The following is a 13,979-nucleotide window of genomic DNA, read 5'->3' as shown; positions in this document are numbered from 1 at the left end:
CATCGGCGCGGCGCCGGTTCCGGCGCAGGCGCGGCACCACGCCAGTCTGCGTGCGTGCGTTAGCCAACGGTGGCGGGCGGCGCGCGGCCGTAAGGTGGCATGAGCCGCGCCTTGCCACCGCGCGCCTCATCGACGACACGGCCCGGCCGTCAGCCAACCCCACGTCCATCGCCGTCATGAAACTGCTCATCTACTGCCTGAACTACGCCCCGGAACTGACCGGCATCGGCAAGTACGCCGCCGAGCAGGCCGAGTGGCTGGCCATGCACGGACACGATGTCAGGGTCATCACCTCGCACCCCTACTATCCCGCATGGCGCGTGGCAGACGACCACTGCGGCTGGCGCTACCAGCGCGAGCAGCGGGCTGGCGTGACGGTGTTCCGCGCACCGCTCTGGGTACCGCACACGCCATCCAGCATCAAGCGGCTTCTCCACCTGGCCAGCTTCGCGCTGTGCAGCCTGCCCCTGCTCGCGGCGCAATGGCGCTGGCGTCCCGAGGTGATCTTCCTGGTAGAGCCGCCGCTCGCCTGCAGCCCGGCCGCGCTAGCCTTCGCGCGCCTGCGCCATTGCAAGGCCTGGCTCCATATCCAGGACTACGAGGTCGAGGCCGCCTTCGCCCTGGGACTGCTCAAGCATCCCTGGCTCGAACTGGCGGCGAGCGCGCTGGAACGCCACGCGCTGATGCACTTCGACCGCATCTCGACGATCTCCTCGTCCATGCTGTCACTGGCCCGCCGCAAGGCCGTGCCGGATGAACGGCTGGTCTACCTGCCCAACTGGGCCGATCTTGCCATCGCCCCTTCGGCCAGCAGCGTCGCCCTGCGCAGCGCGCTCGGCATCCCCGCGCATGCCGTGGCCGCGCTCTACTCGGGCAATATGGGCAACAAGCAGGGCCTGGAGATCCTCGCGGAGGCCGCGCGCCTGCTCGCCGGCGAGACCGGGATCCACTTCATCTTCTGCGGCGCGGGGCCGGGCAGGGCGCTGCTCGAGCAGCGCTGCCAGGACCTGCCCCAGGTGCATTTCCTGGCGCTGCAGCCCGCCGAGCAGTTCCCGGCACTGCTCGGTGCCGCCGATATCCACCTGCTGCCGCAGCGCGCCGACGCCGCGGACCTGGTCCTGCCCTCGAAGCTGGCCGGCATGCTGGCGAGCGGACGGCCCGTGATCGCCACGGCGGAGGCCGGCACCGAACTGGCCAGCCTGGTCTCGCAATTCGGCATCGTCACGCCTCCCGGCGACGCACAGGCCATGGTCAGGGCGCTCCAGGCCCTGGCCGAGCGGCCGGCCCGGCGCGGCTTGTTCGGCGCCGCCGGCAAAGCGTGGGCCGCCTCCCATCTCGACCGGCACGCCGTGCTGGCGCGGCTGGAAAGCGAACTCCGCCGGCTGACCGAGGACGGCGGCGCCGGCACGCGCGGCACCACGCTCGAGGGGCTGGGCGAGAAGTAGGCCGGCGAGAAGCAGGCCGGCGAGAAGCAGGCCGGCGCCGGCACCGGGCCCAATGTGGGCCTCCACACCGAGCCGCGCGGCGCGCCGGCGCAGGATGGCAAGGCAAGGGGCAGCACGCCCGGCATCATCCTCGAGACTACAGCGGGGCCGTCATATGATCATCGAACGCCGGGACCGGGTCGCCGGTCCGTCATTCCCCCTCGGCAACCGCGCCGTGCGCCAGCTCTGGAACTGTGCCTGGCTGCTGCTGTTCCGTCCCAGCCCGCGCCCGCTGCACCGCTGGCGCGCCGGCCTGCTGCGGCTGTTCGGCGCGCAGCTCGGGCGCCAGGTGCACGTCTATCCCTCGGCCAAGGTGTGGGCTCCGTGGAACCTGCGCATGGGCGATCATGCCGCGGTCGCCGACGGCGCCACCCTGTACAACATCAGCCCCATCACCATCCACGAATTCGGCATCGTGTCCCAGGGCGCCCATCTCTGCACCGGCTCGCACGACTACAACAATCCGACGTTCCAGCTGATCGCCGCGCCGATCGTGGTCCAGCGGCACGCATGGATCTGCGCGGAGGCCTTCCTGTCTCCCGGCGTGACGGTACCCGAAGGCGCCGTGGTCGCGCCCCGCGCGGTGGTGACGAAGTCGCTGCCCTACGCCTGGACGGTATATGGGGGCGTTCCGGCCAGGCCGATCGGGCAACGGCGGCGGCAGGCCTGACCAAGCCGACAGATCGGTCGGGCCCGGGACGTGGCTCGGCGGCCACCGGCGGACCGTCATGCGGCGTAGACGCTCCCTTTGCCCCCCGCCATTGCCGGCTTGCCACTACCGGCTGTACTGCATGAGCCGCTCTTCCCGCGCGGCCACTGTTTCCGCTTCGATCAGTTCGCGCAGCCGGGCCGCGGCCCGGGCACTGTGAAAGGACTCGTCGAAGGCGCGGCGCGCGTTGGCGCCCATCGCGCGCCGCCGTGCCGCGTCCAGGCCCAGCCAGCGCTGCAGGACGTCGATGGTCCCGGCCAGCGAGTCCGGTGCAACCAGGCCGGCTCCGCTCCGTTCTGTCTCGCGCCAGATATTCACCTTGTCCGAGATCAGCACCGGCAGGCCGCAACCGAGCGCCTCGGCCACCGCGACGCCGAAATTCTCCTGGTGCGACGGCAGGCAGAACGCATCGGCCGCGTAGAAGGCTCCCCACTTGGCATCGCCCTGCAGCATGCCGGTCCAGGTGATCCTTGCGCCGACCCCGCACAGCCCGGCAATCCGTTCGAGCCGCGCGCGCATCTCGGCGTCGCAGGGACCCGCCATGACCAGGTGCAGCGCGGCGTCGCTGCCCGCCACGGCACCGAAGGCCTGCACCAGCAGGTCGCACCCCTTCTTCTCATGGATCCTGCCGAGGAAGAGCAGCAGCCGGCGCCCGCGCAGTTCGGGATGTCCGGCGAGGAAGCCCGCGCGCAGGCGCTCGCCGTCCTGCGGCGGCAGCGCGGTCCCGTACGAGGTCACCAGTTCCCGGCATTGATAGAAGGGGAAGGACTGGCGCGCGCGCACCCGCTCTTCCTCGGCGGTGAACAGCACGGCGCGGGCATCGCGCAGGATGTGCCGCTCGCACAGCGTCCAGTACAGCAGCTTCTTGGCATGCTTGAGCGGATAGCGCTGCCTGAACCAGGGATCGAGCATGCCGTGCGTGAAGACGAAGTACGGTACGTTCCCGCCGCGCAGCGCGAGCCAGACCGCCAGTCCGTGGAATTGCCAGATGCCGTTGACGATGACGGCGTCGTAGCCGGCGCTGTAGCGCGCCAGCCAGCCGAACAGGCGCCGATTGAAGGCATAGCGCAGTTGCGATGGCCCGAGTGCGACCAGGCCCGGCCTGCCCGCCGCCAGGTAACCGGCATCGGGCGGGTCGCAGCAACAGATGTCGGACTGCACGCCCTGCAGCGTCAGCGATTGCCGCAACTGCCGCAGCCCTTCCGGCGGGCCTCCGGAGGCGGGGTCGATCGACGATATGACATGGAGGATCTTCATGTTCGCTGGCTCGCTCGGATGGGGTCGACCGGCCGGTGCGCCGGCCAGGCTGCTCCAGACTATGGCCGGCCCGCTGCCCCCTTCGGTGCGCAGGCACACGCAAGGCGCCCGGCACCCTGCGCCGGCGCAGGCGCAGGCGCCGCGCGGTACGGTGCGGCTCCGCGCGCACGAAACTGTGCGAAAGCGCACCGAAACGGCGCCAACGGCCGCCTACTCTGCTCCCATAGGCCAGCGTGGTCGCCCAGCCCATGCTGCCGTTGCCTCAGCAGGGAGGTACCGTCATGCATCCAAGCCGCTCGCTCTCCAGCACAGATGCCGCCGGCACGGCGCGGGCCATGGCGCGCGCGCGCTGCCTCGCGCTCGGCGCCTGCGTCCTGCTGGGCGCCTGCGCGGCGTCTCCGGGCATGCACTTCAGCGCCGGCGCGCCGGTGAGCGCCATGGGACCGGACGCGATTCCCGAGGTCACCCCGATCACGCTGGAGCTGGTGCGCGAACTGCGCAACAAGGCCCCCGTCGCCAACCAGGACGTCGAAGCCTTGTTCGGCCAGCCCCAGCCGTACCGGATCGGCACCGGCGACATCATCTCCGTGGTGGTCTGGGATCATCCGGAACTGGTCTTCCCGACGCAGACCTACAGCATCGGCGCGGCCTTCGAGATCCCCACCTCGACCGGCGGCTCGAACATGCCGGGGTACGTGGTCAGTCCCCAGGGCGATATCCAGTTTCCGTACGCCGGGGTCATGCGGGTCGCCGGCAAGACCGCCAACGAAGTGCGCGCACAGATGGCGCGCGTGCTGTCGCGCGTCGTCAGGGATCCGCAGATGACGGTGCGCGTGCTGGGCTTCCGCAGCCAGCGCGTCTACGTCGACGGCGAAGTGAAGACGCCGGGCATGCTGGCGATCGACGATGCGCCGATGACCCTGGTGGAGGCCCTGAACCGCGCCGGCGGCGTGCTCAACCAGACCGGCGACAACAGCCGCATCCGCGTCACGCGCGGCGACCGCAGCTGGTACGTCAACATCCCGGCCCTGCTGGCCAAGGGCGTCGATCCGGCGCGCATCCTGCTGAAGTCCGGCGACATCGTCCGCGTCGAGCAGCGCGAAGACAGCAAGATCTTCGTCACCGGCGAGGTGGTGCGCCCGACCTCGCTGCTGATGCGCAACGGCCGCATGACGCTGAACGAGGCCCTGGGCGATGCCGGCGGTGTCAATCCGGCCACCGCCAACGCTGAAGAGATCTTCGTCATCCGCAAGGGACTGAGCGACGCCCCCAAGGTCTATCACCTGGACGGCACGTCGCCCGCCGCGCTGGCCATCGCCGAAGGCTTCGAGCTGCAGCCCAAGGACGTGGTCTACGTGGACGCGCGCGGCGTGGTCCGCTGGAGCCGCGTGATGAGCCTGCTGGTGCAGCCGGTGGTGGGCACCTCCAGCTTCATCAAGCCTTGAAGGAACGGTAGATGATCCGATCCATCCTGGTGGTCTGCCTCGGCAACCGCTGCCGAAGCCCGATGGCGGCAGCGCTGCTGCGGCGCAGCCTGCCCGCGTGCCAGGTCATCTCCGCGGGCATCGCGCCGGCGGTGGGCGCCCTGGTCGATCCCCGCGCCGGCCGGCTGCTGGCGCTCGAAGGCATCGCCATGGACGAGCATCGGGCGCAGCGCTTGAACGCGGCCATGGTCGACTTCGCCGACCTGATCCTGGTGATGGAGGCGCAGCAGATGGAAATGGTCGAACAGAGCTTTCCTGCCGCGCACGGCAGGACGTTCCGCCTGTGCGAGTCGCTGGACCTCGATGTTCCCGACCCCTACGGCGGCACGCACGGCCTGTTCCTCCTCGCCTTCAGCCTGATCCGTCAGGGCGTCGATTCGTGGGCGGGCAAGATCGCCGGGGATGCGTCTCCGGCTGGCTTCCGGGAGACATCATGAGCACAGAGAATGCGACGGGCCGGGACTACGAGCCGACCGGCCAGGACAGCAGGCCGATCGACCTCACCGAGTGCCTCGATGTGCTGGTCCGCTACCGCTGGACCTTCCTGCTGATGGTCGGCGTCATCGCCTGCTCCGGACTGGCGTACGCCTTCCTGGCCAAGCCCGTGTACCGCACCGATATCCTGATCCAGGTGGAGGAAGGCGCCACGCCCAGCAGCACCGCCAAGCTGGTCGCCAGCGTCTCCCCCGCGCTCGATGTCAAGCCGGCGGCGGCCGCGGAAATCGAGCTGCTGCGCTCGCGCATGGTGGTCGGCAAGGCGGTCGACTCCCTGCACCTGAACATCGAGGCGGCGCCGCGCTACTTCCCCTTGCTCGGGACCGCGATCGCGCGCTACAACCCGGTGCTCTCCGAGCCGGGCCTGCTCGGCTGGGGCGGCTTTGCGTGGGGTGCCGAAGCGATCTCCGTCGCCAGGCTCGACGTGCCGGTCCGGGTGGAGGGGCGACCCATCATGGTGACCGCCCTGGCCTCGGACCAATTCCGTGCCGAATTGCACAGCGAGGGCGTGACGGCCACCGGCACCGTGGGAACGCCGCTCGTCATCCCGACGCCGGGCGGCCCGGTGACGATCCTGATCAGCCAGCTGGACGGACGCCCGGGCGCGAAATTCGTGGTGCGCCACATTGCCCGCAGCGTGGCCATCGACAACCTGCAGAACCAGCTCGTGATCCTCGAGCGCGGCAAGCAGAGCGGCGTGATCGGCATCTCGCTGGAGGGAAGCTCCGCCGAGCGCACCGCGGCCATCCTGAACGCGATCGGCACCGAATATGTCGACCAGAACGTGCGGCGCAAGGCCGCCGAGGCAGAGAAATCGCTCGAGTTCCTCGAGACCCAGCTGCCGCTGCTCAAGCAGCAGGTGGAGAACGCCGAAAGCCGCTACAACGCCATGCGCAACAAGCGCGGCACGATCGACCTGAGCGAGGAATCCAAGCTGGTGCTGACGCAATCGGTGCAGATCCAGACGCGCCTGCAGGAGTTGCGCCAGAAGCGCCAGGAACTGATCGCCCGCTTCACGCCGAACCACCCCATCATCGCCATCCTGGACGGCCAGATCGCCAGCCTGAGCTCCCAGCTCAATGGCGTGACCGGCAAGATCGAGAAGCTGCCCGAGGTCGAGCAGGACGTGCTGCGCCTGATGCGTGACGTCAAGGTCAGCACCGACCTGTACCAGTCCCTGCTCAACGACGTGCAGCAGCTGCGGCTGGTGCGGGCCAGCAAGATCGGCACTTCGCGCCTGGTGGACATGGCCGACGTCCCGCTCTATCCGGTGCGGCCGAAGCGCCTGATGATCGGCGGTGCCGCCATCGTGCTCGGCCTGGTCGCCGGCGTCCTGGCGGTGGTCCTGCGCCGCACGCTCGACGGCGGCATCACCGACGCGGACGAGATCGAGCGGCTCACCGGCATGACGGTCTACTGCACGATCCCGTTCTCTCCCCAGCAGGGCAGGCGGCAGGGCGACGCGCCGTCGCGCGGCCTGCTGGCGCGCGACAGCCCGGACGACCCCGCCCTGGAAAGCCTGCGCGGCTTCCGCACGGCCCTGCAGTTCGCCCTGCTGAACAGCCGCAACCGCGTGGTGCTGGTCACCGGCCCGGCCCCCGACGTCGGCAAGTCCTTCGTGTGCTCGAACTTCGCCGCCGTGATGGCCAGCAGCGGACGCCGGGTGGTCCTGGTCGACGCCGACCTGCGTCGCGGCGGGCTCAACCACCGCTTCAGCACGCATCGCAGCCCCGGACTCAGCGAGTACCTGGCCGGGACCGCGCTGGATGCCGTGCTGCAGCGCGACGTGCTGCCGGGCGTCGACTTCATCGCGACCGGCGCCCAGCCGCCCCAGGCCGCGGACCTCCTGCAGAGCCCGAACATGGACCGCCTGTTCGACCTGCTGCAGGCAAGCTATGACATCGTCCTGCTCGACACGCCGCCTGTCCTCGCCGCCGCCGATGCCGGCATCCTGGCCGCACGGGCGGGCGCCGTCTTCCTCGTCGCGCGCGCGGACAAGACCACGCCCGACGAGCTGATCGCTTCGCAGCGGGCCATCCAGCAGGCGGGCGGAGAAGTGAAGGGCGTGCTGTTCAACGGCCTCAATGTCGATGGCCGCTGGTACCGGGCCCATTACCGCTTCGGCAAGTACCGCTACCTGAACCAGTACGGAGGCACCGGCAGCAGGCAGGCCTGAGGCCGCGGCAATCCGGCGCCGCCGGCATGCGGCGCCGTCCGAGGCGAGACAAGGCGCGGCCACGCATGCGCGGCGGACCGCGCTCAGGTGTCATCCGGTGTCAGCCGCCCTGGCTGCCCTGACTGCCCTGACTGCCCTGACTGCCCTGACTGCCTTGCTTGCCTTGGCTGCGTTGACTGTCCTGGCTGCCGTCGGCGCGATCGAGTTCTCGTACCTTCAGCACGATCATGTATTCGTAGTAGGCCCGCAGCAGCGCGTACGTCAGGCCGGCCGAGCCGTCGAGGAAGCCGCGCCGCAAGCCATAGAGAAGCAGGAACATCAGCAGCGGGCGCATCGGCAGCCGGTAGTAGAGTTCCTTCTGGTGATAGCGGCGCCGGCCGGGGTCCTTTTCGAGCAGGGCGCTGCGCACGCTGAACGACGTGCCTTGCTGCCGGTTCTGCACGATCTGGCGGGCTTCCAGCGAGCTGTATTGATTGTGCCTGTCGAACCAGTGCGACATCCCCTTGCTGAACGGGAAGTGGTCCATGTGCGCGGCCAGGTCGCGCACCTCGCCGTCGACAATGGTGACCGGGTTGATCAGCCGCTCGTAGTGAACGCTGGCCGGCTTGAACAGGCGGATGTAGAACGACGTCGGCGTGACGTGGCGCAGCCAGCGCCCCTGCAGGTGGTCGCGGCGGGAGACGCGGAAGGCCACCGCATCGCCCGGGTCCGTCACGGCCAGCTGCATGGCGTGGGCGAGCTGGGGCGTCACGCGCTCATCGGCATCCGTGTAGTAGACCCACTCGTGGCGGAAAGGGATATTGCGCAGCCCCCAGTTCTGGTGCGCGGACCAGTTGTCAAACGGACGCTGCACTACCTTGGCACCGTGCGCGCGGGCGATCTCCACGGTCCGGTCGGTGCTCATCGAGTCGTAGACATGGATATCGTCCGACCAGGCCACGGACTGCAGGCAGCCTGGCAGGTCCTGCTGCTCGTTCTTGGTCAGGATCAGGACCGAGATGCCGCTCATGGCCGACGCCCGCCCCTCAACCTTTCCTGGCGACGAAGTGGAACCAGTAGACCTGGCTGAGATCCTCCTGCCCGCGCAGCGCATGGCCGTCCAGGTTGCCGAAGATGGCCTCGGTACGCAGGCCGAGTTCGAGCAGGGCGCGCTGCTGCGCGGCCAGCTCGATGTAGTGGATGACGATGCCGAACTTGTGGGCAGCGCATACGCGCAGCGCATAGCCATCGAACTCGCGGTTCAGCCGCGAGTGGCGCAGGTAGTTGATGGTGGCCAGCGGCAGGTTGACGACGATGCGCGCCGTGTCGAAGCCCAGCCGCAGGGGATTGGGCGACCAGCGCGGCAGGCGCAGGAAGCGCGTCAGGTTCTCGCGGTAACTCGGGCCGCGCAGGTTGTGCGTGGAGAACAGCAGCAGGCCGCCCGGACGCAGCACGCGGGCGAACTCGCGCAGGATCGCCGCGCGTCCGGCGGGATCCACCGCGTCGATGCCGTTGAAGCTGAACATGACCAGGCCGAAATGATCGTCGGGAAAGGCCGACAGGTCGCGCGCGTCCATCTGGCGCACGGCCACGCCGGGATGGTTGCGCCGGCAGATCTCGACCATCTCCGGCGTGTAGTCGATCGCCACGTAGTCCTGGCTGAGCGCGCGCAGCATCGGCACCGTACGTCCGCCGCCGACACCGACGTCGAGCAGCGGCGCGCCGCGCGCGGCATCGGCCACCAGCGCCAGCGCCGCCGCCTCGCCCGGATCGGTGACATCGGCCGCCACGGCGAACCAGTGGCGCGCGCCCCAACTGGTCCATGCCTTCCTGTTGATGCGGTCCTGCACGGTGTCGGCAATCATGTCGCCCTCCTCGCGGCGCGCGGCCTCTGCGCCCTTCCTCATGGTGCCGGCGTGGCGCGCGGGATTCGGTGCGACAGCGTACGCTGCGCCCGCCCGCCGGGTCCGCGCGCGGCGCGCCGGGGCGGCGTGCGGGCGTTCCATGATTCCGCGATTCCGCGGACTATGACTGCGCCCGCGCCGCCAAGGGCGGCGTGGCGGTGCCTTCCGCCGGGCGGCCGGGGTCGGCCTGGCGCGCCAGCAGCGCCTCGACGTGCCGCACCACGTGGTCGCCGAAGTTGTCCTGGCTTTCGCGCAGGAACAGCGCATGATCCAGGCAATCGAGGCGCTGCACGGCGACGTGGGACAGTCCCTGCAGCGCTTCCAGGTTGCGGCCCAGGCATTGCGCGGTCTCTTCGAGGCCGATGTCGGTGGCACCGTACAGGAACTCCGTGCGCACGCCGCGCCGGTCCAGCTTGCGCACCGCGGCCCAGGCGAATTCGCGCGCCGTGCGTGCCTCGCCATCGTCCTCCCCGGCCGCCTTGCGCGATGCTCCGCCGCGCAACGCCGCCTGCACGCGCTCCAGGCGGTAGGCGACCAGCGCGCGTACCCGGCGCGCGCAGCCCATCAGCAAGGGCAGCAGGCGGATATCGCCGCGCAGCAGCCGCAGCCAGTTGCCGGGCCGGCGCGCGGCATACCACAGCAGGCTCAGCGGCTGTTCGGCCTGGCCGAGCGTGGCCACGTCCTGCTCGCCCCAGGTGTACTTCAGCAGGTTGGCCAGCACGAGCCCGCAGACCTTGTCGCTGGCCAGCCCGGCATGCAGGCTGAGAAAGGCGCCGGAGCAGACACCGGCCAGCACGATGTGCTCGAAGCCCTGCCCGTGCATCCACTCCACCGCTGCGGCAAGCTGCTCGCGCGGTGCGACCGCGTAGATCTCCGGAATGCTCATGCGCCGCCGCGCCTGCGGGCTGTCGCCCAGCGCGGCCAGGTCGAGCCGCAGCGCCGCCACGCCGCTGCGCGCGAGGCGGCGCGACAGCGAGACGAAGAGCCGGCCGTCGCCGACGTGATGGTTGCCGCCGGTATTGGGAAAGATCACCCCGAGCGGAGCGCGGCGGGCTCCGGCCGGCATGCACAGGATGCCGAACTGCCGGCCCGCGTCCAGCCACACGGCGCGCTCGCGCACGCCCTCCACGGCGAACTCCGTGTCGTCGGCCCGATCAGGCCCCGGCGCGTCGGCGATCGCCTGGCCGGCGGCAGCTTCGGCGGCCGTGGCCGCAGCTTGCCGGATCCACGCCGCCACCCGCCGCCACGCCTGTTCCGGCACCGCGGCATTCTCGGTCGACTGCATCAGCGCGGCATACTCGGCGAACCCCTCCTCCTCCACTTCGGCGCCGGCCGCGCGGTAGTGCGCACACAAGGCCTGCACCGTCGAGGCGGCACCCGGCCATGGGTCCAGCACCAGCACGCGCGGTGCCGGACAGCCGGCGCGGCGGTCCAGGCGCAGCCCTTCCAGCGCGCGCACCGTGTCGGCGCCCAGGCGATACGCCAGTACCTCGAGCGTGCCTTCCCGCGGGGCGCGCGAGGCCAGGTCCGGCGCCATGCTGTTGAGCCAGTTGACGTGCAGGGCGCGCATCTCGCGCAGGAAGGCGCGACCGCTGACGACCGGCGCCAGCAGCACCAGTGCGGCCGGCGCCTCGTTGCGCCCGGCCAGCGCCTCGGCCGCCAGCGCGGCCAGGCTGCCGCCCAGGCGCAGGCCGCACAGCACCACCTGCCGCACGCCTGCGCGCGCGCGCAACTGCGCGGCCGCGGCCACGATATTGCCGATCCAGCAGGCCAGGCGCTCGGGCGCCTCGTCGCTGCCCGCCGCATCGCCGGTGCCGTGGTAGTCGAAGCGCAGCACCGGCACGCCAGCGGCGGCAAGATCGTCGGCCAGGTGGCGCAAGGCCCGGTGCGACCACATGCCCTCATGGCCGGGCGGCGCGCACAGCACGACGCCGGTGTCGCCGGCCGCGCCATGCAGCCATCCGGTGCAGCCCTCGAAGACGATGTGCTTCATGCCGGCTCCTTGGCGGACGGTGCGCGCTGGCGGGCCGCACACCGGCGGGACGTGCCCGCAGAAATGGGTACGCCGACCCGCCGCCGCGGGCCGCGCGCTCAGGGCTTGCGCTCGATCGCCCGGGTCTGCGTCAGGCGCTGCTGCATGGCAGGGGGCAGGGGCAGGCTCAGGTAGGGATTCATGGCGTCGAAGTCGGTGCGGTTGCTGCGCCGGGGCGTGACGCCGTTGAGGATGCCGCCACCGAGGCGCGCATCGGCTCGCGCGAGCCGCTTCAGGGTCTCCTGCACCTGCTCGGGGGGCGTCACATCGGCGCGCACCACCAGCAACGTCGAGCCGGCGAGGTTGGCGACCAGCGTGGCATCGGCCACCGCCATCACCGGGGGCGTGTCCACCAGCACCAGGTCGAAGCAGGCGCTGGCCGCGCGCAGGCAATCGCCCAGCAGCGGCAGCATCAGCAGCTCGGAGGGATTGAGCGGTATTGCGCCGGCGGTCAGCAGCGACAGGTTGCCGACCGCGGTCGGGCGCACCGCGTGCATGAACGGCGTGTGCCCCGCCAGCACTTCGGCCAGGCCGGTTTCGGCGGGCTGGTCGAACCAGCGCGCCACCTTGCCCCGGCGCAGGTCGGCATCGATCAGCAGCACGCGCTGGCCGGCCTCGGCGAACAGCACGGCCAGGTTGACCGCGGCAAAGGTCTTGCCGGCGCCGGACGCCGGACTGGTCACGGCCACCACCTTGTCGGGCGCGCCACGCACAGCGAAGTGCAAGGCGGCGCGTACATTGCGCAGCCCCTCCACCGCCAGCGAGTGCGGCGCGCAGCGGGCCAGCAGGAAGCGGTCATGCAAGCCGAGCCGCCACGGCTCGTCGCCGGCGAGGGACATGCTGCCGTCCTCTTCCAGTCCGGCGAGAGGCTCGTCCTCGCCGACGCCGTCGCGCGTGCGCGCCAGCGCCACGGCATCGCCCAGGCGTGCCAGCGCATGCGCATCGGGCCTGCCCAGCACCGCCACGCCGGCCAGGCTGGCCTTGGCTTCGACCTGGCGTTCGAGCTCGACCTGCTCACGGCTGAACACCACCTCGCCCAGGATCGGCACGCCGAACTCGTCCTCGACCTCGCCCGCATCGGCCACCGCCGGCTTCCAGCGCCGCCGCGCACTCACGCCGATCATCCCCAGGCCCAGGCCCAGCAGGCCGCCGCCGGCGGTCAGCGGCCACGGCCCGATGCCGACCGGCGTCATCGAAGCCACCGCGCTGTCGACCAGGCGCATCGCGCTGGTGCTGTCCGACTCCCGCAGCGACAGCTGCTGGACCTTGTTGCGCAGCTGCATATAGGTTTCCTCGGCCACCTTGACGTCCCGCGTCAGGCCGACCGCCTCCCGCTCCGACAACGATACGTTCTTCAGGCGCGCATCCATGTCGCGGCGTTCCTGGGCCAGCTGCTGGATCTGGCTGTCCACCGTACGCACTTCGTTGGAGTCGGTGGTGAAGCGCTGCAGCAACTGGGTGCGCTGCAGCCGCAGTGCAGCGATCTGGCGCTGGTAATCCATGCTGCCGTTGAGGAAGGACTGTGCCTCCGCGGTCGGCTGCAAGGTGCCGGAGCGCGACCGGTAGTCCGTCAGTGCCTCCTCGGCGCGGTCGAGCTCGGCCTTGGCGAGGGGCAATTCCCTGCTGAGGAAGGCCAGCGTGCTGGCCACGTCGTCGCGGCGCAGCGTGGCCTGGCCGAGGATGTAGGAGTTCGCCACGCCGTTGACGAGGGCCTCGGCATTGCGGCGGTCGGCGCTTTCCCAGGCGATGCGCACCGTGCGGGCGGCGCCGGCCGACGCTTCCACCTGCAGTTCGCGGGCGATGCGGTCGACCACGCCCTGCAGGTCCTGCCGCACCAGCGTGAAGCGGGTGCCGGGTGCCGCGTCGATGGCGCCCACCAGCATCTCCACGCCGTTGCCGGCGGCAGGTTTGCCGACCTGCCCGTTCAGCAGTTCGTGGCCATCGGCCGATACCCGGTACTCGCCGGCCGCCAGCACCTCCAGCAGCATCGGCACATTGAGCAGCCGCTCCGGCACCGCCAGGCTGTCCACTGCGATGCGCTCGCCGCCCCAGGCATAGCCCAGGCTCTCCGGCCACGGGCCGAACCTGTGGCCCGGCTCGGCCAGCCGCGCGGCGAGTCCGCCCAGCAAGGGCGCGCGCTGGGGCAGGGCGACGATGTCCAGCCGCAGCCGCTCCACCACCGGCCCGACCACGGTACGGCTCCTGAGCATGTCGGGCTCGAACGGCGCAGGGCCGGCGCCCTGGCCGGCATCCGCCGCTTCCATCTGCACCAGTGCCTGCGCGCGGTATTGCGACGGCATCGAGAAGGCCACCAGCGCGGCCGCCAGCATGCCGCACACGCCGGCCGCCGCGATGGTGCCGGCATGATCGACCAGGAGGCGCGCCGGATGCGACTGCGCGCCGCCCGCCTTGTCCGAGGCCGGCCCCACGCCGGCATGCGATAGTCTGCTCACGGCAAA

Annotated in this window: 10 protein-coding genes; 5 read left to right on the top strand and 5 right to left on the bottom strand. The window is 70.8% G+C overall.

What is annotated here, in order from left to right; translation table 11 throughout:
• Nucleotides 1–176: 176 nt before the first annotated feature.
• Both BKK79_RS25440 and BKK79_RS25435 read left to right on the top strand, forming a co-directional pair.
• Nucleotides 177–1,445, top strand: a complete 1,269-nt coding sequence (locus BKK79_RS25440) for a glycosyltransferase WbuB (RefSeq protein WP_071039182.1) — start codon at nt 177–179, stop codon at nt 1,443–1,445.
• A gap of 154 nt (nt 1,446–1,599) precedes the next feature.
• On the top strand, nt 1,600–2,154 hold the full coding sequence (locus tag BKK79_RS25435) for a putative colanic acid biosynthesis acetyltransferase (RefSeq protein WP_071017605.1): 555 nt from the start codon (nt 1,600–1,602) through the stop codon (nt 2,152–2,154).
• A gap of 105 nt (nt 2,155–2,259) precedes the next feature.
• Here the strand turns inward: BKK79_RS25435 and BKK79_RS25430 are convergent, their stop codons facing one another.
• Nucleotides 2,260–3,450 (bottom strand): glycosyltransferase, encoded by a 1,191-nt coding sequence (locus BKK79_RS25430; RefSeq protein ID WP_071039181.1) that lies wholly within the window; start codon nt 3,448–3,450, stop codon nt 2,260–2,262.
• Between the two features lie 335 nt (nt 3,451–3,785).
• Here BKK79_RS25430 and BKK79_RS25425 point away from each other — a divergent pair, with 335 nt between their 5' ends.
• From BKK79_RS25425 to BKK79_RS25415, 3 genes are read left to right on the top strand one after another with little or no spacing between them, the layout of a single operon-like run.
• Nucleotides 3,786–4,895 (top strand): polysaccharide biosynthesis/export family protein, encoded by a 1,110-nt coding sequence (locus tag BKK79_RS25425; protein ID WP_071040362.1) that lies wholly within the window; start codon nt 3,786–3,788, stop codon nt 4,893–4,895.
• Between the two features lie 11 nt (nt 4,896–4,906).
• Nucleotides 4,907–5,371 (top strand): low molecular weight protein-tyrosine-phosphatase, encoded by a 465-nt coding sequence (locus tag BKK79_RS25420; protein WP_071017609.1) that lies wholly within the window; start codon nt 4,907–4,909, stop codon nt 5,369–5,371.
• Nucleotides 5,368–7,605 carry a polysaccharide biosynthesis tyrosine autokinase gene (locus BKK79_RS25415; RefSeq protein WP_071039180.1) on the top strand — a complete coding sequence of 746 codons (2,238 nt, stop codon included), beginning with the start codon at nt 5,368–5,370 and terminating at the stop codon, nt 7,603–7,605. The genes BKK79_RS25420 and BKK79_RS25415 overlap by 4 nt, the downstream gene beginning before the upstream one ends.
• A 100-nt stretch (nt 7,606–7,705) precedes the next feature.
• Here BKK79_RS25415 and BKK79_RS25410 read toward each other — a convergent pair whose 3' ends face one another.
• From BKK79_RS25410 to BKK79_RS25395, 4 genes are all read right to left on the bottom strand, one after another.
• Complete coding sequence (locus tag BKK79_RS25410) at nt 7,706–8,614, bottom strand: glycosyltransferase family 2 protein (protein ID WP_071039179.1); 909 nt, start codon at nt 8,612–8,614, stop codon at nt 7,706–7,708.
• Between the two features lie 16 nt (nt 8,615–8,630).
• Nucleotides 8,631–9,449 (bottom strand): class I SAM-dependent methyltransferase, encoded by an 819-nt coding sequence (locus BKK79_RS25405; protein ID WP_071040361.1) that lies wholly within the window; start codon nt 9,447–9,449, stop codon nt 8,631–8,633.
• 160 nt (nt 9,450–9,609) lie between these two features.
• Nucleotides 9,610–11,481, bottom strand: a complete 1,872-nt coding sequence (locus BKK79_RS25400; protein WP_071017617.1) for a serine aminopeptidase domain-containing protein — start codon at nt 11,479–11,481, stop codon at nt 9,610–9,612.
• Nucleotides 11,482–11,579: 98 nt separating this feature from the next.
• A complete protein-coding gene (locus tag BKK79_RS25395; RefSeq protein WP_071039178.1) occupies nt 11,580–13,973 on the bottom strand; it encodes a polysaccharide biosynthesis tyrosine autokinase in 2,394 nt (797 codons plus the stop codon).
• Nucleotides 13,974–13,979 lie beyond the last annotated feature (6 nt).

Origin of the sequence: Cupriavidus sp. USMAA2-4, assembly GCF_001854305.1 — a bacterium.
Taxonomy (GTDB): Bacteria; Pseudomonadota; Gammaproteobacteria; order Burkholderiales; family Burkholderiaceae; genus Cupriavidus; species Cupriavidus malaysiensis.
The sequence above is the reverse complement of the archived record's forward strand: the minus strand, read 5'-3'. Positions and strand labels throughout refer to the sequence as shown.